Source organism: Nocardioides scoriae, from assembly GCF_900104965.1.
GTDB lineage: Bacteria > Actinomycetota > Actinomycetes > Propionibacteriales > Nocardioidaceae > Marmoricola > Marmoricola scoriae.
This window is the reverse complement of sequence record NZ_LT629757.1, coordinates 1288856-1313300: the sequence shown is the minus strand read 5'-3', so window position 1 is coordinate 1313300 and position 24445 is coordinate 1288856. Positions and strand designations below refer to the sequence as shown.

At 71.7% G+C, this 24445-nt stretch carries 23 protein-coding genes; 12 read left to right on the top strand and 11 right to left on the bottom strand.

The window, feature by feature from the left end; translation table 11 throughout:
• Positions 1–99: 99 nt before the first annotated feature.
• Genes BLU55_RS06325 through BLU55_RS06305 form a run of 5 tightly spaced genes read left to right on the top strand, consistent with a single transcriptional unit; the run spans position 100 to position 5608 of the window.
• Positions 100–1287, top strand: a complete 1188-nt coding sequence (locus BLU55_RS06325; RefSeq protein WP_231917078.1) for an ABC transporter substrate-binding protein — start codon at positions 100–102, stop codon at positions 1285–1287.
• Complete coding sequence (locus BLU55_RS06320; RefSeq protein WP_231917077.1) at positions 1280–2455, top strand: ABC transporter ATP-binding protein; 1176 nt, start codon at positions 1280–1282, stop codon at positions 2453–2455. The genes BLU55_RS06325 and BLU55_RS06320 overlap by 8 nt, the downstream gene beginning before the upstream one ends.
• Complete coding sequence (locus BLU55_RS06315) at positions 2452–3366, top strand: ABC transporter permease (protein WP_091727377.1); 915 nt, start codon at positions 2452–2454, stop codon at positions 3364–3366. Before BLU55_RS06320 ends, BLU55_RS06315 begins: the two co-directional genes overlap by 4 nt.
• Complete coding sequence (locus BLU55_RS06310; protein WP_231917076.1) at positions 3363–4187, top strand: ABC transporter permease; 825 nt, start codon at positions 3363–3365, stop codon at positions 4185–4187. The genes BLU55_RS06315 and BLU55_RS06310 overlap by 4 nt, the downstream gene beginning before the upstream one ends.
• Positions 4184–5608, top strand: coding sequence for an NAD(P)/FAD-dependent oxidoreductase (locus tag BLU55_RS06305; protein WP_091727374.1), 1425 nt, complete (start codon positions 4184–4186; stop codon positions 5606–5608). The genes BLU55_RS06310 and BLU55_RS06305 overlap by 4 nt, the downstream gene beginning before the upstream one ends.
• A 70-nt stretch (positions 5609–5678) precedes the next feature.
• Here BLU55_RS06305 and BLU55_RS06300 read toward each other — a convergent pair whose 3' ends face one another.
• The 8 genes from BLU55_RS06300 to BLU55_RS06265 all read right to left on the bottom strand — a co-directional run bounded on the left by BLU55_RS06300 (position 5679) and on the right by BLU55_RS06265 (position 13105).
• Positions 5679–6950 (bottom strand): HNH endonuclease signature motif containing protein, encoded by a 1272-nt coding sequence (locus BLU55_RS06300; RefSeq protein WP_091727372.1) that lies wholly within the window; start codon positions 6948–6950, stop codon positions 5679–5681.
• A 219-nt stretch (positions 6951–7169) separates the two neighbouring features.
• Positions 7170–7388, bottom strand: a complete 219-nt coding sequence (locus BLU55_RS06295; protein WP_091727369.1) for a hypothetical protein — start codon at positions 7386–7388, stop codon at positions 7170–7172.
• 86 nt (positions 7389–7474) lie between these two features.
• On the bottom strand, positions 7475–7771 hold the full coding sequence (locus tag BLU55_RS06290; RefSeq protein WP_091727367.1) for an antibiotic biosynthesis monooxygenase family protein: 297 nt from the start codon (positions 7769–7771) through the stop codon (positions 7475–7477).
• Positions 7772–7984: 213 nt separating this feature from the next.
• A complete protein-coding gene (locus BLU55_RS06285) occupies positions 7985–8203 on the bottom strand; it encodes a YbdD/YjiX family protein (RefSeq protein ID WP_231917075.1) in 219 nt (72 codons plus the stop codon).
• Positions 8200–10404: a carbon starvation CstA family protein gene (locus BLU55_RS06280; RefSeq protein WP_091727364.1), complete on the bottom strand. Its 2205-nt coding sequence runs from the start codon at positions 10402–10404 to the stop codon at positions 8200–8202. The genes BLU55_RS06285 and BLU55_RS06280 overlap by 4 nt, the downstream gene beginning before the upstream one ends.
• 51 nt (positions 10405–10455) lie before the next feature.
• A complete protein-coding gene (locus BLU55_RS06275) occupies positions 10456–10953 on the bottom strand; it encodes a hypothetical protein (RefSeq protein ID WP_091727361.1) in 498 nt (165 codons plus the stop codon).
• A 117-nt stretch (positions 10954–11070) separates the two neighbouring features.
• Complete coding sequence (locus tag BLU55_RS06270) at positions 11071–11616, bottom strand: hypothetical protein (RefSeq protein WP_157682753.1); 546 nt, start codon at positions 11614–11616, stop codon at positions 11071–11073.
• Between the two features lie 97 nt (positions 11617–11713).
• Complete coding sequence (locus tag BLU55_RS06265; protein WP_091727358.1) at positions 11714–13105, bottom strand: aspartate aminotransferase family protein; 1392 nt, start codon at positions 13103–13105, stop codon at positions 11714–11716.
• Positions 13106–13284: 179 nt separating this feature from the next.
• Here BLU55_RS06265 and BLU55_RS06260 point away from each other — a divergent pair, with 179 nt between their 5' ends.
• From BLU55_RS06260 to BLU55_RS06240, 5 genes are read left to right on the top strand one after another with little or no spacing between them, the layout of a single operon-like run.
• Positions 13285–14718 (top strand): aminobutyraldehyde dehydrogenase, encoded by a 1434-nt coding sequence (locus tag BLU55_RS06260; protein WP_091727355.1) that lies wholly within the window; start codon positions 13285–13287, stop codon positions 14716–14718.
• A complete protein-coding gene (locus BLU55_RS06255; RefSeq protein WP_231917074.1) occupies positions 14711–15982 on the top strand; it encodes a saccharopine dehydrogenase family protein in 1272 nt (423 codons plus the stop codon). The genes BLU55_RS06260 and BLU55_RS06255 overlap by 8 nt, the downstream gene beginning before the upstream one ends.
• A 2-nt stretch (positions 15983–15984) precedes the next feature.
• Entirely contained in the window at positions 15985–16986 is a 1002-nt protein-coding gene (gene speB, locus BLU55_RS06250; protein ID WP_091727349.1) for an agmatinase, read from the top strand.
• Between the two features lie 56 nt (positions 16987–17042).
• On the top strand, positions 17043–18527 hold the full coding sequence (locus tag BLU55_RS06245; RefSeq protein ID WP_091727346.1) for an ABC transporter permease subunit: 1485 nt from the start codon (positions 17043–17045) through the stop codon (positions 18525–18527).
• Positions 18524–19330 carry an amino acid ABC transporter ATP-binding protein gene (locus tag BLU55_RS06240; protein WP_091727343.1) on the top strand — a complete coding sequence of 269 codons (807 nt, stop codon included), beginning with the start codon at positions 18524–18526 and terminating at the stop codon, positions 19328–19330. Before BLU55_RS06245 ends, BLU55_RS06240 begins: the two co-directional genes overlap by 4 nt.
• A 29-nt stretch (positions 19331–19359) precedes the next feature.
• On the opposite strand, the gene BLU55_RS19375 is transcribed toward BLU55_RS06240, so the two are convergent.
• Positions 19360–19527, bottom strand: a complete 168-nt coding sequence (locus BLU55_RS19375; RefSeq protein WP_157682752.1) for a hypothetical protein — start codon at positions 19525–19527, stop codon at positions 19360–19362.
• Positions 19528–19642: 115 nt separating this feature from the next.
• Here BLU55_RS19375 and BLU55_RS06235 point away from each other — a divergent pair, with 115 nt between their 5' ends.
• Positions 19643–20569, top strand: a complete 927-nt coding sequence (locus BLU55_RS06235) for a LysR family transcriptional regulator (RefSeq protein WP_091727341.1) — start codon at positions 19643–19645, stop codon at positions 20567–20569.
• A gap of 3 nt (positions 20570–20572) precedes the next feature.
• Here the strand turns inward: BLU55_RS06235 and gabT are convergent, their stop codons facing one another.
• The gene (gabT, locus tag BLU55_RS06230; protein WP_091727338.1) at positions 20573–21940 is read right to left on the bottom strand and encodes a 4-aminobutyrate--2-oxoglutarate transaminase; all 1368 of its coding nucleotides are present in this window, start codon (positions 21938–21940) and stop codon (positions 20573–20575) included.
• 156 nt (positions 21941–22096) lie between these two features.
• Here gabT and BLU55_RS06225 point away from each other — a divergent pair, with 156 nt between their 5' ends.
• On the top strand, positions 22097–23020 hold the full coding sequence (locus tag BLU55_RS06225) for a hypothetical protein (protein WP_091727336.1): 924 nt from the start codon (positions 22097–22099) through the stop codon (positions 23018–23020).
• Positions 23021–23138: 118 nt separating this feature from the next.
• On the opposite strand, the gene BLU55_RS06220 is transcribed toward BLU55_RS06225, so the two are convergent.
• A complete protein-coding gene (locus BLU55_RS06220) occupies positions 23139–24380 on the bottom strand; it encodes a phospholipase D-like domain-containing protein (RefSeq protein WP_197681115.1) in 1242 nt (413 codons plus the stop codon).
• Positions 24381–24445: the final 65 nt, after the last annotated feature.

Below are 24445 nucleotides of genomic sequence, written 5' to 3'. Positions count from 1 at the left end.
ATATGACGTTTCCGTGGCAATCATGTGTCGTGGCAACGGAATCCCTTGTCACAGCGGCCGGTGTCGTGTGATCGTGTGCCGCGAGATCGAGGAGGCCCCGTGACACCTGCCCCACCAGGACCGACCGGCCCGTCCCGGCGTACGTTCCTCAAGGCCGGAGGCTTCGGCGCCTTCGCCATCGGGTCCGCCGCCGTGCTGCCGCTCTTCGGCACCAACGGCGCCGTCCAGGACCCGATGACGTGCAAGGCCAAGGACGTCTCGGCCAGCGCCAAGAAGCTGGTCGTGTCCAACTGGCCGGCCTACATCGACCCGCCGGCGAAGAAGTACGTCACGACCCTGAAGGACTTCGAGCAGCTGACCGGCATCAGCGTCGACTACACCGACGACGTCAGCGACAACGCGGAGTTCTTCGCCAAGGTCCGCAACCAGCTGAGCGCCTGCCAGTCCGTCGACCGCGACCTCATGGTGCTCACCGACTGGATGGCCGCCCGGATGATCAACCTGGGCTGGTGCCAGCCGCTCGACAAGGACAAGGTCCCCAACCTCCACCAGAACCTGATCCCGGCCCTGCGGGACCGCGCCTGGGACCCCGACCGGACGTACTCCGCTCCCTGGCAGAGCGGCCTGACCGGCATCGCCTACAACGCCAAGCTGACCAAGGAGGTCGGCAGCTTCGAGGCGCTGCTGACCCGCCCCGACCTCAAGGGCAAGATCACGCTGCTCTCCGAGATGCGCGACACCATGGCCTTCGTGCTGAAGGTGACCGGCGCCGACCCGGAGAAGTTCGGCGACACCGAGTGGGAGCGCGGGATCGACTACCTCGGCACGGTGGTGCGCGGCGGCCAGGTCCGCGCCTTCACCGGCAACGAGTACATCCAGGACCTCACCGCCGGCAACATCGTGGCCTGCGAGGCGTGGTCCGGCGACGTCATCCAGGCGCAGTTCGAGAACCCCGACATCAAGTTCGTCGTGCCGGAGGAGGGCCTCAACCTCTGGAGCGACAACATGCTGGTGCCGAACAAGGCCCAGCACCTCGACAACGCCGAGCAGTGGATCAACTACTACTACGAGCCCGAGGTGGCCGCGAAGCTCGCGGCCTGGGTCAACTACATCTGCCCCGTCGAGGGTGCCCGCGAGGCCATGGAGAAGATCGACAGCTCGCTGGTCGACAACCGGCTGATCTTCCCCACCGAGGAAGACCTGAAGGACACGTTCGACTTCATGGCGCTCGACGAGAACCAGAACAAGAAGTACGAAGGAGAGTGGTCCGATGTCACAGGTGGCTGAAGCCCCGACGCACCCCGACACCGGTGGCCACGCCTCCGGCAGCGGGCTCCACCTGCGGTCGCTGACCAAGGAGTTCGCCAGCTTCACCGCGGTGCAGTCCCTGGACCTCGACATCCCCAGCGGGTCGTTCTTCGCGCTGCTCGGCCCCTCGGGCTGCGGCAAGACCACGACGCTGCGGATGGTGGCCGGCCTGGAGACCCCGACCTCGGGCAGCATCGTGCTGGGGGACAAGGAGATCACCTGGGACAAGCCCTACCGGCGCCCGGTCAACACCGTGTTCCAGAACTACGCGCTGTTCCCCCACCTCGACATCTTCGAGAACGTCGCCTTCGGCCTGCGCCGTCGCCGGCGCAAGGAGGTCGACCAGGCGGTCAACGACATGCTCGAGCTGGTGGAGCTGCAGACCCAGGCCCGCAAGCGGCCCGCCCAGCTCTCCGGTGGCCAGCAGCAGCGCGTCGCGCTGGCCCGGGCGCTCATCAACAGCCCCGAGGTGCTGCTGCTCGACGAGCCGCTGGGCGCGCTCGACCTCAAGCTGCGCCGCGCCATGCAGATCGAGATCAAGCGGATCCAGACCGAGGTCGGACTCACCTTCGTCCACGTCACCCACGACCAGGAGGAGGCCATGACCATGGCCGACACCATCGCGGTGATGAACGCCGGGCGCATCGAGCAGATGGGCGCCCCGGCCGAGCTCTACGAGAACCCCCGCACCACCTTCGTGGCCAACTTCCTCGGTCAGTCCAACCTCATCGAGGGCGAGATCAAGGGCCGCGACGGCGACTTCGTCAAGGTCGACATGCAGGGCACGATCGTCTCGATCCCGTCCGCCCGGGCGCACGTCACGGGCACGCCGGGGGAGAAGGGCTGGGTCGGCGTGCGCCCCGAGAAGGTGCTGATCGGCGAGGTCGGCGAGGTCATCGACGCGCCGGGCAACAGCATCCCGGGCGGCACGATCACCGACGTCAGCTTCGTCGGCGTCTCGACCCAGTACCTCGTGCGGATGCCGTGGGGCCAGGAGCTCCAGGTCTTCGAGCAGAACACCGGCCGCCGCCGGCTGTTCCGCACCGGCGAGCAGGTCGACGTGTCGTGGCGACCGGAGTACGCCTTCCTGCTCGACCACTCCCAGGACGCCTCGGCCGGCGTCGACCGCTCGGACCTGGTGCTGTGACGGCGACGGCGACGCGCGAGGCCCCGGCGAGCGCACCCGCGGACCCGCCCGCCACGCGCCACCGGGAGCGGCGCGACCTGACCGGCTACTGGCTGCTGCTGCCGGGCGCGCTGTGGCTGCTGGTCTTCTTCGTCGTCCCGTTCTACTCCCTGGTCGCGACCAGCCTCTACGACCCGAACGGGTCGGTGCTCGAGGGCTTCGACATGACGTGGGCGTTCGGCAACTACGCGACCGCGCTGCAGGAGTACTGGCGCCCGCTGGTGCGCTCGCTGCTGTACGGCGCCGTCGCCACGGCCATCTGCCTCGTGCTCGGCTACGTCCTGGCCTACGCCATCGCCTTCAAGGCGGGCCGCTGGAAGAACCTGATGCTGATCCTGGTGATCGCGCCGTTCTTCACCAGCTTCCTGGTGCGCACGCTGTCGTGGAAGCTGCTGCTGCGCGACGACGGCGTCGTGGTCAACACGCTGCAGTTCCTGCACGTGCTCGGCTCCGACGGCCGCCTGCTGGCCACCCCGGTGGCCGTGGTCGCGGGCCTGGTCTACAACTTCCTGCCGTTCATGGTGCTGCCGCTCTACGCCAGCATCGACAAGATCGACCACCGCCTGATCGAGGCCGCGGGCGACCTCTACTCGCGCCCCGTCGTGGGCTTCCTCAAGGTGACCTGGCCGCTGTCGCTGCCCGGGGTGGTGTCCGGCACGCTGCTCACCTTCATCCCGGCGGTCGGCGACTACATCAACGCCCAGCTGCTCGGCAGCCCCGGCCAGCGGATGATCGGCAACGTCATCCAGAACCTGTTCACCGACGCGGGCGACTACCCGGTCGCCGGGGCGCTCTCGGTGATCCTGATGCTGCTGATCCTCGCGATGGTGCTGCTCTACGTCCGTCGCGCGGGGACGGAGGAGCTGCTGTGAACGGCCCCCTGCAACGGCTCGGCCGGTGGGTCGGCTCTCACCTCGTGATGGCCGGCGGCCTGCTCGTGCTGCTCTACATGTTCGTGCCGATCTTCGTCGTGGTCCTGATGAGCTTCAACAAGCCCGACAGCCGGCTGATCTACCGCTTCGACGCCTTCACCCTGGACAACTGGGCCAACCCCTGCGCCGCCGACGGCCTGTGCGGGGCGCTGAGCCGCAGCATCCAGATCGGCCTGCTCGCCACCGTGGTCGCCACGGCGCTCGGCACCCTGATGGCCTTCGCGCTGGTGCGCCACCGCTTCCACGGCCGCAGCGCCGCCAACCTCGGCATCTTCCTGCCGATGGCCTCGCCCGAGATCGTGATGGGCTCCTCGCTGCTGGCGCTCTTCGTCGCCGGCGGCTTCGGCGGCAAGCTCGGCTTCTGGACGATCCTCATCGCCCACATCATGTTCTGCCTGTCCTTCGTGGTCGTCACCGTGCGGGCCCGGCTCGCGGGGCTCGACGACAACCTCGAGCAGGCGGCCATGGACCTCTACGCGACCGAGGCGCAGACCTTCCGGCGGGTGACGCTGCCGCTGGTGTTCCCCGGCATCCTGGGCGCGGCGCTGCTGTCGTTCTCGCTGTCCTTCGACGACTTCATCATCACCAACCTCAACGCCGGCAACACCACGACGTTCCCGATGTACGTCTGGGGCGTCGCCCAGCGCGGCGTGCCGATGCAGGTCAACGTGGTCGGCACCGTGATGTTCCTGATTTCGGTGGCGATCGTCGTCGGCGTCGAGGTCAACCGGCGCCGGCAGGAGAAGGCGCTGGCGCGATGAGCGCGTCCGGCTCGACCCCGCACCACCTCGCCGCCCTGCGCGGCGCGGTGGGCGCGCCGTACTGGCTCCAGGACGCGGCCCGCCCCGCCCCGCTGCCGCCCCTGGCCGGTCCCGACGCCGCCGACCTCGTGGTCGTGGGCGGCGGCTACCTCGGGCTGTGGACGGCGCTGCTCGCCGTCGAGCGGGAGCCGCAGCGCTCGGTGCTGGTGCTGGAGGCCGAGAACTGCGGCCACGCGGCCAGCGGTCGCAACGGCGGCTTTTGCGAGGCGAGCCTGACGCACGGCTTCGGCAACGGCACGGCCCGCTGGCCCGAGGAGATGTCGACGCTGCTCGAGCTGGGCCGCGAGAACCTCGACGGCATCGAGAAGACCATCAGCGAGCACGGCATCGACTGCGACTTCCGCCGCACCGGCTCGCTGGCGGTCGCCACGCAGCCCCACCAGGTGGAGTGGGCCGCCGGCGAGCACGCCGCGATGCAGTCAATGGGGATGGACGTCACCTGGCTCGAGGGCGACGCGCTCCGTGCCCGGATCGACTCCCCGACGGCGCTGGCCGCCTTCCACGACCCGGACTCCGCGATGCTCGAGCCCGCCCGCCTGGCGTGGGGCCTGCGCGAGGCCTGCCTGTCGCGCGGCGTACGCATCCACGAGGGGACCCGCGTCACCGGCCTGGCCACCTCCGGCGCCGGTGTCGCCCTGGCCACCGACGCCGGCCCCGTCGCCGCCCGCCAGGTGGTGCTGGCCACCAACGCCTGGCCCTCGCTGCTGCGCCGGCTGCGGTTGATGACCGTGCCGGTCTACGACTACGTGCTGATGACCGAGCCGCTCACCCCCGCCCAGCGCGACGCCATCGGGTGGGCCGGCCGGGAGGGCTACTCCGACGCGGGCAACCAGTTCATCTACGCCCGCACCACCCGCGACGGCCGCATCCTGTGGGGCGGCTACGACGCGATCTACCACTACGGCAGCGCCATGGGTCCGGCGTACGAGCAGCGGTGGGCGACGTACGAGACGCTCTCCGAGCGCTTCTTCACCGCCTTCCCCCAGCTCGCCGAGGTCGACGGCGGCGTCCGCTTCAGCCACACCTGGGGCGGCGTCATCGACACCTGCACCCGCTTCGCCGCCTTCTACGGCACCGCCCTGAAGGGCCGCGTCGGCTACGCCGCCGGCTTCACCGGCCTCGGCGTGGGCGCCACCCGCTTCGCCGGCGACGTCCTCCTCGACCTGCTCGGCGGCCTCGACACCCCCCGCACCCGCCTGGAGATGGTCCGGACCAAGCCCCTGCCGTTCCCGCCCGAGCCGCTCCGCTGGGCCGGCATCGAGGCCACCCGACGCTCGCTCGCCCGCGCCGACGCCAACGGCGGCAAGGAGAACCTCTGGCTCCGGGCGACCGGTGCGCTGGGGCTGGGGTTCGACAGCTGAGCAGGACCTGCGCGTAGCGCAGGACCCTGCCGGGCACAGCAGTGCCGCCAACCTCAGTCCGCTCTGACCCTCACTCCCGCCGGTGGAACCGGAGGGACCCGTCCGGCAACCGCTCGTGGCGGTAGGACGGGTCGTGGACGCGGCGGTGGTGGTGGCCGCAGAGCAGGCGGCCGTGGGCGAGGTCGGTGGTGCCGACCTGGCTCCAGGGTCGGTCGTGGTGGGCGTGGCACAGAGCCGGGGGAGCGTCGCAGCCGTGGGCGGTGCAGTGGCGGTCCCGGAGCTGGAGGGCGATCCGCTGCTGGGCCGAGAAGAACCGGCGCTGGCGCCCCGCGTCGAGGGGGACCGAGGCGCCACCGAGCACGACCGGGACGATGCCGGCCCGGGAGGCGAGACGGCGGGCCTCGGCGGCGCTGACCCGGCCTCCGGTGTCGAGCGTGGCGACGCCGGCGGCGTCGAGGTCGGCCAGCAACTGCTCCATCGTCATGGTGACCACGACGGTGGCGCCGCAGCCGCCGGCGGTGGGCAGGCTCTCGGCGGGGATCCGCTCGATCAGCTCGGTCAGGGCGACGCCGTGGCGGACGGGGAGCGGCTGGGCCTCGGCGTCGGGCGCGCTCGACGGGGGCGGGGTGAGCGCCAGGATCATCTTCGTCAGCATCTGCCCGTGGCGGGCCGGGATCCGGAAACGGCCGTGGCAGACGCCCAGGTCGTCCTCGCGCATCGTCAACGACGTGCGCCGCGCCGCCTCCTGCTCCTCGGCCTCCAGCAACCGGCCCTCGATCTCGTCGGCACGCTCGGGGCAGATCACCTCGAACAGCCGCCGCCCCAGCATCCGCAGCGCCTGGGCGTCGTGGTGGGCGGCCTGCTCGACGAGCCACCGCTCGGCGCGGCAGCGCTGCTCGGGCGAGACCGCGAGGTCGCCGCCGGCCGGCAGGTGGTCGAGCGCCGCGACGACGGCCCGCGCCTGGTCGGCGTTGGCGTCGCCCCGGGCAAGAGCGGTGGCGAGGACGTGGTGCCGCTCCAGGGCGCTGGCGAGGCGCAGGTCGGAGCGAGCGGCTGCGCGCCGCTGCCGGGTCTCGACGGCGACCCAATCGGCGGCCGAGCGGTCGGCGTGCGCGGTGGTGGCACCGGAGCGGTCAGCCTCGGCGAGCACCCGGAGGCGCAGCGCCTCGAGCTGGGCCTGGGCGGTCGCGAGCTCGGTCAGGACGTGGCGCTGCTCGGAGGTGTCGAGCGCCCAGACCGGCCGGCTCGCAGGGGAGGCGAGGTCGTCGAGCCGGGCGCGCAGCCGGACCACGAGATCGACGACCGGGTGGGCCGCCGAGGTGTCGTGGGGGGAGCTGCTCATGGGTCCATCGAAGCACCGAGCACCGACAGTCACGGCAAGGGTCAAATCGCTCTGACCTGGGCTTTGTCGTCCGAGACGACCAGCCGGCGGGTCGAGGCGGTGGGCGGACGAACAACTACCCCACCCGTCACACCTGACGTCCTTCTCGACCACTTGACGCCTGTTGCAACACGCGCCAAGTGACTGATTACCCGGACGTCCGGGTAATCAGCGGACCCCTCAGAGCCCGGTGAGCTTGGGGTAGGGGCTCGTGATCCGCACGGTGCGACCGTTGAAGTCGACCGAGACGGCCGCGGACTCGACACCGACGATGCGGCCGAGGCCGTACAGGTCGTGGCTCACCCGGTCACCGAGCTCGAAGACCTCGATCACCGGCTCGACGGGAGCGGCGAAGGGGCTGCTGGGCAGGTGGCGGCGACGTGCAGGTGAGCTCGACATCGGCTCCAGTATGCGCCCGTTCGGGCGAGAAGGCTGCATCGTGGTGGACACCCGGTCACCGAGCGGGCTGGACCGGTCACGCGATGTCAGTCGGGCAGCTCGAACTGGATCCGCTGGATCGAGGTGGAGATCGGGGCGAACAGCTCGCGCCGGATCCGGTTGTGCTCCTCGTCGAGGTCGTAGGTGCGGTACGCCGCGGCGTCCGGGAAGTCGACCGTCAGGCAGTACGACGCGTTGCCCTCGCGCAGCCCGAGGTCCTGGCCGGCGACGATGCCGACGAGCTCGCCGTCCATCCGGAACTGGCGCAAGGCGTCGAGCGCCTCCTCGACCTGCTCGGGGCTGACGCCCTCCCGGACCACCCCGACGACGACGTTGCGGATCATGGGGAGATTCTGCCTGGCCCTTCGAGACGGCCCTTCGAGACGGTCGCTGCGCGACCTCCTCAGGGACCGAGGCGACCGGGCCGGCCCCTTCGAGACGGTCGCTGCGCGACCTCCTCAGGGACCGAGGCGACCGCGACCTCCTCAGGGACCGGAGCGACTTCCTCAGGGACCGGTGCGACCTCCTCGTGGACCGGGCTCACAGGGACGGAGGCCTCAGCAGCAGCGCGCCTGGGTGCCGTGCTCGCGCTGGTGGTCGCGGTGGCGCTCGAACTCGCGCCGCGTCATCGGGGGGACGCCGTCGCGCTCGCAGCGGGCGAGGTGCTCGTCCCACTTGGACTCGCCGCTGAGCTGCTTGGCGTACCACCGCACCCCGGCGAGGGCCCGGCGCAGCGGGCCCCCGACCGGGGTGGCGGAGTGGGGTGACGACGTCACCGTCGGCTCCCGACGCCCTCGTGGCGCTCGGACTCCCACGCGGCGACGGCCTGCTTCTCCTCGGCGGTGGCGAAGAAGTCGGCCGGGGCGACGAGGTCGGAGTGGACCGCGGGCACCTCGGTGGTGGGCAGCGAGCCCGCGCGGACCGCCTTGACCCAGATCAGGACCGCGTTGGCCACGATCACGATGACGAGCACCGCGAAGCTGGCCTGCAGGACGCCGTTCACGGTCGAGTTGGTGATCACCGTGTCCATCTGCGAGGCGTTGGTGGCCGGGGCGAGCACCTCGCCGGCCTCGCGGGCGCTGCGGTACTTGTCGGCCTGGGCGAAGTAGCCGATGGCCGGGTTGTCGGAGAACACCTTCTGGTAGCTCGCGGTCATCGTGGTGACCAGGTCCCACGCCAGCGGGACGGCCGGCACCCAGACGTAGCGCAGCCAGCCCTGCTTGAGGAACAGCGTCACGCACAGCGTCAGCGCGATCGCGGCGAGCAGCTGGTTGGCGATGCCGAACAGCGGGAAGAGCTGGTTGATGCCACCCAGCGGATCGGTGACGCCGACGTAGAGCATGTAGCCCCAGCAGCCGACGACCGCGGCGGAGGCGAGCCACGAGGCGGGCTTCCAGGACGTGTCGCCGAAGCGGGGCCAGATGTTGCCGACCGTGTCCTGCAGCATGAAGCGGCCCACGCGGGTGCCGGCGTCGACGGCGGTGAGGATGAACAGCGCCTCGAACATGATCGCGAAGTGGTACCAGAACGCCGCGAGGTTGCCGCCGAAGGCGTCGTTGAAGATGACCGAGATGCCGAAGGCCAGGGTCGGGGCGCCGCCGGTGCGCGAGACCAGCTCCTCCTCGACGGAGGCGGCCGCGGCCTGCAGCTGGTCGGGGGTCAGGGTCAGCCCCAGCCCGTTGACGAACTGGACGGCGCCCTCGACGGTGCCGCCGGTCGCGCCGGCGGGGGCGTTGATGGCGAAGTAGAGGCCCTGGTCGATGACGCAGGCGGCGATGAGTGCCGAGATGGCCACGAAGGACTCCATCAGCATGCCGCCGTAGCCGATCATCCGGACGTGGCTCTCCTTGGCCACCATCTTCGGGGTGGTGCCCGAGGAGATCAGCGCGTGGAAGCCCGACAGCGCGCCGCACGCGATGGTGATGAACAGGAACGGGAACAGCTTGCCGGCGAAGACCGGTCCGTCGCCGTCGGTCGCGAAGGACGTGACGGCGTCGTTCTGCAGCACCGGCCGGGCCAGGACCATCGCCACGGCGAGCAGCCCGATGACGCCGACCTTCATGAACGTCGAGAGGTAGTCGCGCGGCGTGAGCAGCATCCACACCGGCAGTATCGAGGCGACGAAGCCGTAGACCACCAGCGTGATGGTCAGCGTCTCCTTCGACAGCGTCAGCGCGTCGCCGAGGCCCCAGGCCTCGACGTACCCGCCGCCGATGATGGCCAGGAGCAGCAGCACCACGCCGATGCCCGTCACCTCGAGCACGCGGCCCGGGCGCACGTAGCGCAGGTAGAAGCCCATGAGCAGCGCGATCGGGATCGTCAGGCCGATCGAGAACACGCCCCACGGCGACTCGGCCAGGGCGTTGACGACCACCAGCGAGAGCACGGCCAGGATGATGATCATGATCGCGAAGACGGCGATCAGGGCCGCGGTGCCGCCGACGACGCCGATCTCCTCGCGGACCATCTGGCCCAGGCTCTTGCCGTCGCGGCGCATCGAGAGGAACAGCACGACCATGTCCTGGACCGCGCCGGCGAAGATGACGCCGACGATGATCCAGACCGTGCCCGGCAGGTAGCCCATCTGCGCGGCCAGGACCGGGCCCACCAGGGGGCCGGCGCCGGCGATGGCGGCGAAGTGGTGGCCGAACAGCACGCGGCGGTCGGTGACCTCGTAGTCGCTGCCGTTCTCCAGCCGCTCGGCCGGCGTGGCCCGGGTGTCGTCGAGGCGCAGCACCCGACGGGCGATGAAGCGGGAGTAGAAGCGGTAGGCGATCAGGTACGACGACAGCGCCGCGAACAGGATCCACAGGGCCGAAACCGACTCGCCGCGGCTCAGCGCCAGGACGACCCAGCAGGTGGCCCCGACCAGGGCCACGAGCACCCAGGTGGCGATCGACCGCGCGGACATCTTCTCGCGCCCGCCGTCCCCGGGTGGGGGTGCGCTGGGCGGTCGGGTGGGGGTGTGCGTGGACATCGTGCCTCCGCTCCGAGGGGTCGTGAGGCCGGTCACGCTACTCGGCCCGGGTCAGGGGGTGCGGGTCACCTGCACCGTGCGCGACCTCACCACGTCGTCGCCGGTGGCGACGTACCAGCCGCCGTCCTCGGGCGTGGAGCGCGGCGCCAGGGTGACCTGGAGGGTGGCAGCGCCGTTGCGCAGGCCGGCGGCGTCCGGGTCGGCGTACGACGAGCGCAGCAGCGTCACGGTCTGCTCGACCGCGGCGCCGGTGCAGGTGGCCTGGAGCAGGCCGCCGGTGTCGCCGCGCAGCCCGCGGTTGTAGGACGGCCGGTCGGTCTGGGTCAGCTGCACCACGAGGTAGTGGGCCTGGGTGGGGCCGTCGGCGCACGCGTAGCGCAGCCGCACCCGGGCGACGTCCTGGCCGGTGAGGTACGCCACGCCCGCCGGCAGCGGGCCGAAGCGCGGCGCCACCGTGTCGTCCGCCTGGGCGACCGCCGGGGTCGCGAGCGGTGCTCCGAGGGCGATCAGCGAGGTCGTGGCGAGCAGGGCGGCGGTGCGACGGAGCATGAGGTCCCCCAGGAGTTGGGCCGTCTCCCGAGCGGAGCGGCACGTCGTGGTCCTCCCGAGCCTGCCCAGCCGATGAATCCGACAAACCTCACGAATCACTCATGCGCGGCGAGCGGATCAGCGAGCAGCGACCACGAAGACCGACCGGTCGACCGCCACGTCGGGCCCGGTCGGGACGTAGGGCCCCCCGCGGGAGGGGATCGAGCGCGGGCTGATCGTGGCCTGCAGGTCGGCCGGGCCCTGGCGCAGCCCCGGGGCCGCGGGGTCCTCGTAGGAGGTGCGGACCAGCCGGACCAGCTCGCTGACCGGGGCGCCCGTGCAGCGCGCCTCGCGCAGGCCGGTGCCGTCGTTGCGCAGGCCGGCGTTGTAGTTGGGGGTGGTCCGGGGCTGCTGGAGCAGCAGCGAGAGGTAGTGGACCTGCTCCGCGTTGTTGGTGCACTGGTAGCGGACCGCGACCCACGCCACGTCCGGGCGCCGCGAGTACAGCGCCACCCCCGGCACGGCCAGCAGCCGCGGCGCCACGACGGGCGCGGGCTCCGGCTCGGCCGCCACGGGGGCGGCGCTCGCGGGGAGCGGGACCGCGGTGAGCGCCGCGATCAGGGCGGTGGCGACGACGGCCGTGGTGCGGAACGCCTGCATGTGTCCTCCCGGGATGGTCTGCACGAGAAGACTAGGGCGCGAACGGCCCCGGAGCCCGCAGGTGGAGCAGTCCATCTGGGGCGCCGGGGCCGGCGTGGGTCTCGTATTGCGGGCAGGGCCCTCAGAGGCGGTTCCAGGCCTCCGTCAGCACCGAGCGCAGGGTCGACTCCATCTCGTCGAAGTGCGACTGGTCGCAGATCAGCGGGGGAGCCAGCTGCACGACCGGGTCGCCGCGGTCGTCGGCGCGGCAGTAGAGCCCGGCCTCGAAGAGGGCGCCCGACAGGAAGCCGCGCAGCAGCCGCTCGGACTCGGCGTCGTCGAAGGTCTCCTTGGTCGCCTTGTCCTTGACCAGCTCGATCCCGTAGAAGTAGCCGTCGCCGCGGACGTCGCCGACGATCGGCAGGTCCTTGAGCTTCTCCAGCGTGGCGCGGAAGTCGCCCTCGGTCGCCAGCACGTGCTCGTTGAGCTGCTCGCGCTCGAAGATGTCGAGGTTGGCCATCGCGACCGCGGTCGAGACCGGGTGGCCGCCGAAGGTGTAGCCGTGGGCGAAGGACGTGTCGCCCTTGCTGAAGGGCTCGAAGAGGCGGTCGGTCGCGATCATGGCGCCGAGCGGGGAGTAGCCCGAGGTCAGGCCCTTGGCGCAGGTGATGATGTCGGGCTGGTAGCCGTAGCGCTCGGCGGCGAACATGTGCCCGAGGCGGCCGAAGGCGCAGATGACCTCGTCGCTGACCAGCAGCACGTCGTACTCGTCGCAGATCTCGCGCACCCGCTGGAAGTAGCCGGGCGGGGGCGGGAAGCAGCCGCCGGAGTTCTGCACGGGCTCGAGGAAGACGGCCGCGACCGTGTCGGGGCCCTCGAACTCGATCGCCTCGGCGATCCGGTTGGCGCACCACTGGCCGAAGGCGTGCTCGTCGTCGGGGTCGCCGAGGTAGCTGGTCTCGCCGGCGCGGTAGAGGTTGGTGTTGGGCACCCGGAAGGTGGAGGGCACCAGCGGCTCGAAGGGGGCCTTCATGCCGGGCAGGCCGGTGATGGACAGGGCGCCCTGCGGCGTGCCGTGGTAGGCGATCGCGCGGCTGATGACCTTGTGCTTGGTCGGCTTGCCGGTCAGCTTGAAGTACTGCTTGGCCAGCTTCCACGCCGACTCGACGGCCTCGCCGCCGCCGGTGGTGAAGAAGACGCGGTTGAGGTCGCCCGGCGCGTACGACGCGACGCGTGCGGCCAGCTCGATGGCGCCGGGGGTGGCGTAGGACCACAGCGGGAAGAACGCCAGCTCGGCGGCCTGCTTGGCGGCGGCCTCGGCGAGCTCGGTGCGGCCGTGGCCGGTCTGCACGACGAACAGGCCGGAGAGGCCGTCGAGGTACTTGCGGCCGTGGGAGTCCCAGATGTGGGCGCCGTCACCGCGCACGATCGTCGGCACGTCGTGGCTGTCGTAGGTGGAGTGGCGCGTGAAGTGCATCCACAGGTGGTCCTTCGCGGCCTGCTGCCGGGTCTGCTCGGACATGGGGTCGGTCATGGCGTATCGGACCTTCGTTGTCGCGTCGTGCGCGGGTGTCGGACGGTCCCGCCAGTGTGCCTCCCGCCACCGGGGGCTGGCAAACGATTCGGACGTGTTTCACGGATGTTTCGATGGAATCCATGGTTGGCAACGGCTCAGACCTACCGAATCCGTTGTCGGATCACTACGCTCCCCCCATGCCTGAGACCCACTTCCGCAACGTCATCAACGGTGAGCTCGTCGACGCAGCGTCGGGGGAGGCCTACGACGTGGTCGACCCGACCACCGGCGAGGTCTACGCCACCGCGGCCAAGTCCGGCGCCGAGGACGTCGACCGGGCGTACGCCGCCGCCGACGCCGCCTTCGAGGGCTGGGGGTACGCCACCCCGCAGGACCGGTCCAACGCCCTGCTGAAGCTGGCCGGGGCCATCGAGGAGCGGATCGAGGAGATCAACGCCGTCGAGTGCCGCGACACCGGCAAGCCCCTCCAGGTGACGATGGAGGAGGAGATGCCCTACGCCTCGGACCACTTCAAGTTCTTCGCCGGCGCGGCCCGCCTGCTCGACGGCGTCTCGGCCGGGGAGTACATGGCCGACCACACCTCCTGGGTGCGCCGCGAGCCGATCGGGGTCGTGGGCCAGGTGACGCCGTGGAACTACCCGCTGCTGATGATGATCTGGAAGATCGCCCCGGCGCTCGCGGCCGGCAACACGGTGGTGCTCAAGCCCTCCGACACCACCCCCGCCTCCTCGACCCTTCTGGCCGAGATCGCCCAGGGCGTGCTGCCGCCCGGCGTGCTCAACGTCGTGTGCGGCGACCGCGACACCGGCCGCGCGCTGGTCGAGCACAAGACGCCCCAGATGGTGGCCATCACCGGCTCCGTGCGGGCCGGCATGCAGGTGGCCGAGTCCGCCGCGCGCGACCTCAAGCGGGTGCACCTCGAGCTGGGCGGCAAGGCGCCCTGCGTGGTCTTCGACGACGCCGACGTCGCCGCGGCGGCCGAGGGCATCGCCGGCGCCGGGCTGTTCAACGCCGGCCAGGACTGCACCGCGGCGACCCGGGTGCTCGTGCAGGCCGGCGTCCACGACGAGTTCGTGGCGGCCCTGGCCGAGGCCGCCCAGGGCATGCCGACCGGCATGCCCGACGCGGAGGGCACCTACTACGGCCCGCTCAACAACGAGAACCAGCTCGCCCACGTCAGCGGCATGGTCGACCGGCTGCCCGACCACGCGTCGGTCGTCACCGGCGGCACCCGCCACGGCGACCGTGGCTACTTCTACGACCCCACCGTGCTCTCGGGCCTGCGCCAGGACGACGAGCAGATCCAGACCGAGATCTTCGGCCCCGTCATGACCGTGCAGAAGTTCGGCGACGAGGCCGAGGCGCTGCGCTGGGCCAACGACGTGCCCTACGCCCTGGCGTCCTCGGTCTGGACCCGCGACCACGCCCGGGCGCTGCGGGTCTCGCGCCGCCTCGACTTCGGCGCGGTCTGGATCAACACCCACATCCCGTTCATCAGCGAGATGCCCCACGGTGGCTTCAAGCACAGCGGCTACGGCAAGGACCTGTCGAAGTACGGCTTCGACGACTACACGCGCATCAAGCACGTCATGAGCTACATCGGTGAGTGAGCGCGCCGCGATGAGGATCCTGCTGGTCGGGGCCGGGGGCGTGGGGTCGGCGTTCACCGCCATCGCCGCCCGCCGCTCCTTCTTCGAGCGCTGCGTGGTCGCGGACTACTCCCGCGAGCGGGCCGACGCCGCCGTGGCGGCGCTGGAGGGCGACACCCGCTTCGTGGCCGCCCAGGTCGACGCGTCCGACGCGTCGTCGGTGGAGGCGCTGGTGCGCGAGCACGAGGTCACCCACGTGATGAACGCCGTCGACCCACGCTTCGTGATGCCGGTCTTCGAGGGAGCCCACGCCGGGGGCGCGGACTACCTCGACATGGCGATGAGCCTGTCCCACCCGCACCCCGAGCGGCCCCACTCCGAGACCGGGATCAAGCTCGGCGACGAGCAGTTCGCGGTCGCCGACCAGTGGCAGCGCGAGGGTCGCCTGGCGCTGGTGGGGATCGGCGTGGAGCCGGGCCTGTCCGACGTCTTCGCGCGCTACGCCGCGGACCACCTGTTCTCCGAGATCGACGAGCTCGGCGTGCGCGACGGCGCCAACCTGGCGGTCGAGGGCCACGACTTCGCGCCGTCGTTCTCCATCTGGACCACGATCGAGGAGTGCCTCAACCCTCCCGTGATCTGGGAGCGCGACCGCGGCTGGTTCACCACCCCGCCGTTCAGCGAGCCCGAGGTGTTCGAGTTCCCCGAGGGCATCGGCCCGGTCGAGTGCGTCAACGTCGAGCACGAGGAGGTGCTGCTGATGCCGCGGTGGGTGGACTGCCGCCGCGCCACCTTCAAGTACGGCCTCGGCGACGAGTTCATCGAGGTGCTCAAGACGCTGCACAAGCTGGGCCTGGACTCGACCGAGAAGGTCCGCGCCTCCGGCGTCGAGGTCAGCCCGCGCGACGTGGTCGCCGCCTGCCTGCCCGACCCGGCGACGCTGGGCGCGAAGATGACCGGCAAGACCTGCGCGGGCCTGTTCGTCACCGGCACCGGCACGGACGGCCGGCCCCGGGCGACGTACCTCTACCACGTGGTCGACAACGAGTGGTCGATGCGCGAGTACGGCCACCAGTGCGTCGTCTGGCAGACCGCGGTCAACCCGGTGGTGGCGCTCGAGCTGCTGGCCACGGGGGAGTGGACCGGCACCGGCGTGCTCGGCCCCGAGGCCTTCGACGCGGTGCCGTTCCTCGACCTGCTCACGGCCTACGGCAGCCCCTGGGGCCAGCGCGAGGACGGGCTCGGCGACGTGTCGGTCGGCGACGAGCGGCACGAGGCGGTCTGAGCGTGGCCCGCTACGGCGCCCAGTTCGGGCCGGACCTCACCTTCCTCGGGGTCGACGCCGTCGACCTCGAGGACCGGACGGCGCTGGAGGCCGCCGACGTGGTGGTGGTCGGTGCCCCCTTCGACGGCGGGGCCAGCCACCGAGCCGGCACCCGCTTCGGGCCCGGCGCCATCCGCCAGGCCTGCTACCTGCCCCACGACGGCTCGCGGCCCAGCCTGGCCCTGCGCGTGGACGCGCTCCAGGACGTCCGGGTGGTCGACGCCGGTGACGTGATGATGCCGCCCGGCCACATCGAGCAGTCGCTCGGCAACCTCGAGGACGCGGTGTTCGCCGTCGCCTCGGCCGGCGCCGTCCCGCTGGTGCTCGGCGGGGACCACTCCATCGCCCTGGCCGACGCCACCGGCGTGGCCCGGCACCTCGGCTACGGCCGGGTCTCGATGATCCACTTCGACGCCCACGCCGACACCGGCGACATCGAGTTCGGCTCGCTCTACGGCCACGGCCAGCCGATGCGTCGCCTCATCGAGTCCGGTGCCCTGCGCGGCGACCGGTTCCTCCAGATGGGGCTGCGCGGCTACTGGCCCGGCCCGGAGACCCTCGGCTGGATGGCCGAGCAGCAGATGCGCTCCTACGAGATGACCGAGATCGGCAAGCGTGGTCTCGACGCCTGCCTCGACGAGGCCTTCGAGATCGCGCTCGACGACTGCGACGCCGTCTTCCTCTCGGTCGACATCGACGTCTGCGACCCCGGCCACGCCCCGGGCACGGGCACCCCCGAGCCGGGCGGTCTCTCGTCGCGGCAGCTGCTGGACGCCGTGCGCCGGATCTGCCTCGAGCTGCCGGTGGCCGGGATCGACGTCGTGGAGGTCAGTCCGCCCTACGACCACGCCGAGATCACGGCCTTCCTGGCCAACCGGGTCTGCCTCGAGGCGCTCTCGGGACTGGCGGCTCGGAAGGTCGGGATCAGCCACGACCCGGCCGGTCCGCTGCTCGACGGTCGCTGACGCCGCGGATGGGTACCGGCAGGGACACCACCACCCGTCGAAAGTAGAGTGCCGCAGTGCAGTTCTTCCGCTGCCGGGCCACGGCCCCGGCTTCCTTCCTACTGGCGGTGCTGGGGCTGCTCGTGCTCCTCGCCGGGCCGGCCCAGGCAGCCGACGGCGACGGGCCGCTCGTCCGGGTCGGGACCGAGGGCACCTACCCGCCCTTCACCTACGAGGACCCCGACACCGGCGACCTGACCGGCTACGACGTCGACGTCATGAAGGCGGTGGCCAAGGAGGCCGGCTGGCGGGTGCAGTTCGCGACCTCCCAGTTCGACGCCATCTTCGGCTCGCTCGACAGCGGCCGCATCGACGCGGTCGCCAACCAGATCACGATCAACCCCGAGCGCCAGGCGCGCTACCTGTTCTCCGAGCCCTACACCTACTCCCGCGGCGTCATCGTCACCGCCAAGGACGACGACAGCATCACCACGCTGGCCGACCTGAAGGGCCGCACGACCGCCCAGTCGGAGACGAGCAACTGGTCCCAGGTGGCCAAGGACGCGGGCGCGAAGGTCGAGAACGTCGACCAGTTCTCCCAGGCCGCCACCCTGCTCGCACAGGGGCGGGTGGACGCGATCGTCAACGACAACATCGCGGTCCTCGACTACCTCAAGACCAGCGGCTCCGACGCCATCAAGATCGCCGGCTACGCCGGTGACGACGTGAGCGAGCAGGCGCTGACCTTCCGCAAGGACGAGCCGCAGCTGCAGCGCCAGGCCGACCAGGCGCTGCAGGAGCTGCGCGCCGACGGGACGCTGTCACGGCTGTCGGAGAAGTACTTCGGCACCGACGTCTCCTCGGAGTCCTCCACCGAGGTCGACCTCCAGGGCGACCGCCAGCGCAGCACCTGGCAGGTGCTCCGCGGGGCGGCCGGGCCGATGCTGTGGGGGATGCTCAAGGGCACCATCCCGCTCACCGTGGTCAGCTTCGTCCTCGGTCTGGCGCTCGGCCTGGTCGTGGCGCTGGGGAGGCTCTCCCAGGTCCGGGTGCTCCGGGCCGCGTCGAGGTTCTTCATCTCCGTCATCCGCGGCACCCCGCTGCTGGTGCAGCTGTTCATCGTCTTCTACGGCCTGGGCCAGGTCGGGCTCAAGCTCGACCCGTTCGTCGCAGCGACGGTGGCCTTCAGCCTCAACGTCGCGGGGTACGCCGCCGAGATCATCCGGGCGGCGATCCTCTCGGTGCCCCGGGGCCAGTTCGAGGCGGCCAGCTCGATCGGCATGGACCGCGGCCTGGCGATGCGCCGCATCGTGCTGCCGCAGGCGTCGCGGATCGCGGTCCCGCCGCTGGGCAACACGCTGCTCTCGCTGGTCAAGGACACCTCGCTCGCCGCGGTGGTGCTCGTCGACGAGACCTTCCGGGCCGCGGTCTCGGCCGCAGCGACCAGCTTCGAGTACCTGCCGCTGTACTGCCTGGCGGCGCTGTACTACTGGATCGTCTGCTTCCTCATCTCCTCGGCGCAGAAGCCCCTGGAGCGTCGACTCGGGAGGTACGTCGCATGACCGGCTCGTCCACGGGCCGGTCCACCGGCCCCACCACCGGCCCGCTCGTCGAGGTGCGCGGCCTGCGCAAGGCCTTCGACGGGACGCCCGTGCTCGAAGGGGTCTCCTTCGAGGCCACCGAGGGCACCGTCACGGCGGTGCTCGGCCCGTCCGGCTCGGGCAAGTCCACGCTGCTGCGCTCGCTCAACGTGCTCGAGGTGCCCGACGCCGGCACCGTGCGCCTGGCCGACGACGAGATCGACTTCGGCACCTTCGCCGGCCTGGGCCGGGCCCAGCAGAAGCGCCAGCTGGCCGCCCTGCGGGGGCACAGCGGCATGGTGTTCCAGTCCCACCACCTGTTCCCGCACCGCACGGTCCTGCAGAACCTCGTCGAGGGCCCCGTGCAGGTGCAGCACCGACCTCTGGCCGAGGCGGAGGCGGACGCCCACCGGCTGCTGGACCAGGTCGGCCTGGCCGACCGCGCCGCGGCGTACCCCTCGCAGCTCTCGGGCGGCCAGCAGCAGCGCGTGGGCATCGCCCGCGCGCTGGCGCTCCACCCCGACGTGGTGCTGCTCGACGAGCCGACCTCGGCCCTCGACCCCGAGCTGGTGGGGGAGGTGCTCGGCGTGGTCCGCGACCTCGCGGCCCAGGGACGCACGATGGTGATCGTCACCCACGAGGTCCGCTTCGCGCGGGACGTGGCCGACCAGGTGCTGTTCCTCGACGGTGGCGTCATCGCCGAGCAGGGCGGCGCCGAGGTGCTCACCGACCCGCAGCACGAGCGCACGCGGCAGTTCCTGAGCCGGGTGCTGCAGGCGGGCTGAGCCGGCCCGCAGCCCCGGCGCGGGGTGGGTCAGGCGACGAGCGCGTGCGCCTTGCGACCGGTGAGGGCGTGGCCCTCGGCGCCGCACCAGCAGGTGAAGCTGACGAAGATGCCCGAGTCGGTGTTGTCGATGGAGGTCACCTGGCTGGGGGCGATCAGCTGACGCTGCTCGCAGGCGGTGCAGTAGTGGTCGAACATGGGGGCCTCCCCTTCAGGGACTCGGCGGTGCGGTCGATGCTGTCGAGGACAAGTCTGACGGCTTTCAACTGATAGAGGTAGCCTCGCTTTCCTTGTGCTGCCATAGGATCTTCCTATGATGACCCTGCACCAGCTGACGTGCTTCCTCAGCGTCTACGAGGAGGGCTCGCTGACCGCGGCGGCCGCGCGGCTCGGGTACGCCCAGCCGTCGGTCTCCGAGCAGGTCCGCAACCTGGAGAAGACCCTCGGCGCCGAGCTGTTCCGGCGCGCAGGCCGCGGGGTGGTGGCGACCACCGTCGCCGACGACCTGCGCCCGCACGCCGAGCGGGTGCTGGCCGCGGCGCAGGAGGCGCGGGCGGCGGTCGCGAGCGGCGTGCGCCTGGAGACCGGGACGATCCGCTTCGGGATGTTCGGCACCGCCCGGCTGTACGCCGGCGCCGGGCTGGTCGCCGACGTCCTCGCCCGACACCCCGGCGTGCGGGTGGAGCTGATCGGGCAGAACTCCAACGAGGTCAGCGAGGACCTGCGCAAGGGCCGCCTCGAGGCCGCCATGATCGCGGTGCCGCAGCTGCAGAGCGAGGGCCTCGACATCACCCCGGTGGCGCGCGACGAGCTCGTCTACGTCAGCGCCGACCCGCAGCGCCTGGAGTCCCCGGTGACCCCGCAGCGGCTGGCCACCGCCTCGCTGGTGATGCCGGAGACCACCTTCCGGGCTGAGGACTCGGTGCGGATGGCGCTGCGGCAGTGGCTCCACGAGACCGGCCGCAACCCGCAGACCCGGATCGAGGTCGAGGACGTCGAGACCGCCGTCGAGCTGGCCGGGATGGGCCTGGCCGACACCGTCATCAACCGGGGTGCCGCCGAGCAGCTCGTCCCACGGCTGGCGCCGGGTGCGGGCTGGGTCTCGCTGCGCCCCAAGCAGTACGACACCCTCGCGATCGTCCACCGCGCCGGCGCGACCCTCTCGCCGGCCGCGCGGCTGATGATCGAGCTCGCGACCGCCCGGATCCAGGCGATCGCCGAGCCGGTGCGGCCGCGCTGAGGCTCACACCAGGGTGAGCGCGACCTCCTCGATCACGTCGAGCGCCTCGTGGAGCAGGTGCTCGGGCATGACCAGGGAGGGCAGGAACCGCAGCACGTTGCCGTAGGTGCCGCAGGTCAGGGTGAGCACGCCGCGCTGGTGGCAGCCGGCGCTGAGCCGGCCCGCCAGGGCGGCGTCGGGCGTGGTGGTGCCGGGCTCGACGAGCTCGATGGCGAGCATGGCGCCGCGTCCCCGGACCTCGCCGATGGCGGGGAACTTCTCGGCCAGGGTGCCGAGCCGGTCGCGCATGGTCGCTTCGATGCGCCGCGCGGCGGCGTTGAGGTCGAGCTGCTCCATCGTGGCGATGGCGCCGAGGGCGGCGGCGCAGGCGACCGGGTTGCCGCCGTACGTCCCGCCGAGGCCACCGCCGTGGACGGAGTCCATGATCTCGGCGCGGCCCACGACCGCCGCGAGCGGCAGCCCGCCGGCCACGCCCTTGGCCACGGTCACCAGGTCGGGCACGACGTCGTCGTGCTCGCTGGCGAACCACGCGCCGGTGCGGCACATGCCCGACTGGATCTCGTCGGCCACGAAGACCACGCCGTTGGCGCGGCACCACGCGGCGACGGTGGACAGGAAGCCGGGGGCCGGGACCACGAAGCCGCCCTCGCCCAGGACGGGCTCGATCACCACGCAGGCCAGGTTGGCCGCACCGACCTGCTTCTCGACGACGTCGATCGCACGCGCCGCGGCCTGCTCGCCGGTGATCTCGACCGGCTCGCGGAAGGGGTAGGAGATCGGCGCCCGGTAGACCTCGCCGGCGAAGGGGCCGAAGCCGTCCTTGTAGGGCATGTTCTTGGCCGTCATGGCCATCGTGAGGTTGGTGCGGCCGTGGTAGGCGTGGTCGAAGACGACCACCGCGTCGCGGCCGGTGTACGACCGGGCCACCTTGACGGCGTTCTCGACCGCCTCGGCACCTGAGTTGAACAGCGCGGTCTTCTTGGCGTGGTCGCCGGGGGTCAGCTGCGCGAGCTTCTCGCAGACCTCCACGTAGCCCTCGTAGGGCGCGACCATGAAGCAGGTGTGGGTGAACGCCGCGACCTGCTCGGTGACGCGGGAGACGACCTCGGGGGCGCTGTTGCCGACGCTGGTGACCGCGATGCCGCTGGCCAGGTCGATGAACGAGTTGCCGTCGACGTCGACGACCACCCCGCCGCCGGCCGCCTCGACGTACACCGGGAGCGTGCTGCCGACGCCGGCCGCGACGGCCGCGAGCCGCCGCTCGTGCATCGCCCGCGAGCGCGGGCCGGGGATCTCGGTGACCAGGCGCCGCTCCTGCGGCAGGTCAGGTCCACCGGCGACACGGGCGGGGGCTGCGGATTCGGTCGTCATCGGGGTCTCCTGCAACGAGATCAGAAGTGCGAGGCTGGGTCGCGTCCAGTATCCGTCGTGACCCGACGGATGTCACGTCGGCTCGTCCGGTCGTCGTCGTCCACAGCCCGGGGACGCGGGCTGGCAGCCCGTGCCGCGGCGGGCGAGCCTGGTCGCGTGTCCGAGGCATCCGCGCTGCTGCTCCTGCTGGCCGACTACCTCGGGCGCCAGGACGGCGTGGTGAGCCGCAAGCAGGCGCTCGCCGCAGGGCTGCGCCAGCACGACCTCGACCGGCTGGCGCGGCGGCGCTTGCTCGTGCCGCTGCTCCGGGGAGTGCTGGTGGACCACACGGGCGAGCCGACCTGGAGGCAGCGGGCGTGGGGCGCGGTGCTGGCGACCTGGCCCGCGGCCGTCGCGGGGGAGTCCGCGATCGCGCTCGCCGAGGGCAGGCTGCCCGGCCCGCGGGAGACGGTGCACCTGGTCGTGGCCGGCGACCGGGCCCGCCCCGCGCCGCTGCCCGGCGTGCGGGTGCGGCACCGCTCACGGATGGAGGAGACGGTCCACTGGCACCTCGGGCCGCCGCGCCAGCGCCTGGAGGAGGCGGTGGTCGACCTCGCTGCGGCCGCGCACGACGAGGGCGCCGCGGTCGCCGTGCTGGCTGCGGCGGTCAACGCCCGCGGCACCACCGCGGCGCGCCTGGCCGCGGCCGTGGCCGCTCGCCCGCGCCTGGCGCGGCGGGATCGGCTGGTGTCGGTGCTCGACGACGTCGCCCGGGGCACCTGCTCGGTCCTCGAGCACGGCTTCCTGGTCCACGTCGAGCGCCCGCACGGCCTGCCGCGGGCCGAGCGGCAGCAGGCCGACCAGGGCCGCGCCGGTCGCGTCTACCGCGACGCCGTCTACGGCCAGGGCTGCCTCGTCGAGCTCGACGGGCGGCTCCACGAGCGGTTCCGGTCGCGCGACGCCGACATGGACCGCGACCTGGACGCCGCCGCGGCGGGCGGTGTCACCGTGCGGCTCGGCTACGGCCAGGTCTTCTCGCGGCCGTGCGCGACGGCGGCCGCGCTCGTGCGGGTGCTGCACCAGCGCGGAGCGGGCGCGTGAGCGCGCGGGTGCCGGCCGGGCTGTCCGGTCCAGGACGTGGCCGACGGCCTGGTCCGTGGATCCTCCTCACCCGGTGCGTGAGATCCACGGACAGGAGGGTGCCGAGTCCGGTCCGAGGTCAGAGCAGGGGGCGCAGGGGCTTGAGGACGAACTCGGTGAAGCGGGAGTAGACGTCACGCGCCTCCCACTCGTGGAGGGTCAGCGGGAGGCTGTTGGTCAGGTCGGTCTCGAAGATGCGCTCCATCTCGGCCGCGAGCGACTCGTCGATGATCTCGACGTTGATCTCGTAGTTGCCGCTCATGGACAGCCGGTCGACGTTGGCGGTGCCGATCGTGGTCCAGCTGCCGTCGATGGTGGCGGTCTTGGCGTGGACCATCGCGTCGCGGAAGCGGTGGATGCCGACCCCGGCGTCGAGCATCCGGCGGAAGTAGCCGCGCGAGATCCAGTCGGCCACGATGTGGTTGGACTTGGCCGGCAGCAGCAGCCGCACGTCGACGCCGCGGCGGGACGCCATCAGCAGCGCCTCGACGAAGCTCTCGTCGGGGATGAAGTAGGCGTGGGTCATCCAGACGTTGGTCTGGGCGCGGTTGATGGCCTCGAGGTACATCGAGCGGATCGGGAACATCCACAGCCGCGGCAGGTTGCGGTGCACCCGGATCCGGGGCTCCCAGGCCGAGGGCGCGGAGACCAGCATGGGCGACTCGCTGCGCCGGAAGCGCTTCTCGCGGTGCAGGTTCCAGAAGTCGGCGAACGCCCGGGTCAGGTCGGAGACGCCGGGGCCGGTGATCCGGCAGTGGGTGTCGCGCCACTCGGTGGCGTACGCCGAGCCGAGGTTGTAGCCGCCGACGAAGCCCACCTCGTCGTCGACGACGAGGATCTTGCGGTGGTCGCGGCCGTAGCGGCTCAGGTCGAAGAACCGCCAGCCGGCGGAGTACACCGGGTAGACCAGCACCTTCACCTGGGGCGGGAAGTGCTTGAACGGCGGCCGCACGACGAGGTTGGCGAGCTGGTCGTAGATCACCCGCACCTCGACGCCGCGGTCGGCCGCGTCGATGATCGCCTTCTTGAACCGCTGGCCGAGGGCGTCGCCCTTCCAGATGTAGGTCTCGAGGAGCACCAGGCGCTGGGCGCCCTCGATGGCGCGGAGCATGTCGTCGTACAGGTCCTGGCCGTAGGTGTAGGTCGTGACCGTGCCGCTCCCGACCGGGGTCTCGGCCGCCGTGCGGGTGGGGAACGGCTTCGGCTTCTTGCCCCGCCGCCGGTAGGAGTCGACCAGGCTCATGCCCAGCGCGATCAGCACGGGGATGCCGAAGGTGACCATCACGAACCTCCGGGCGAGCATGGCCACGGGGTGGGACATGTTCACGAGGGGGAGGTGTCGGCGCTGCACGGCCGCAGTCTCCCAGAGTCGCCGGCGTCCGTGGC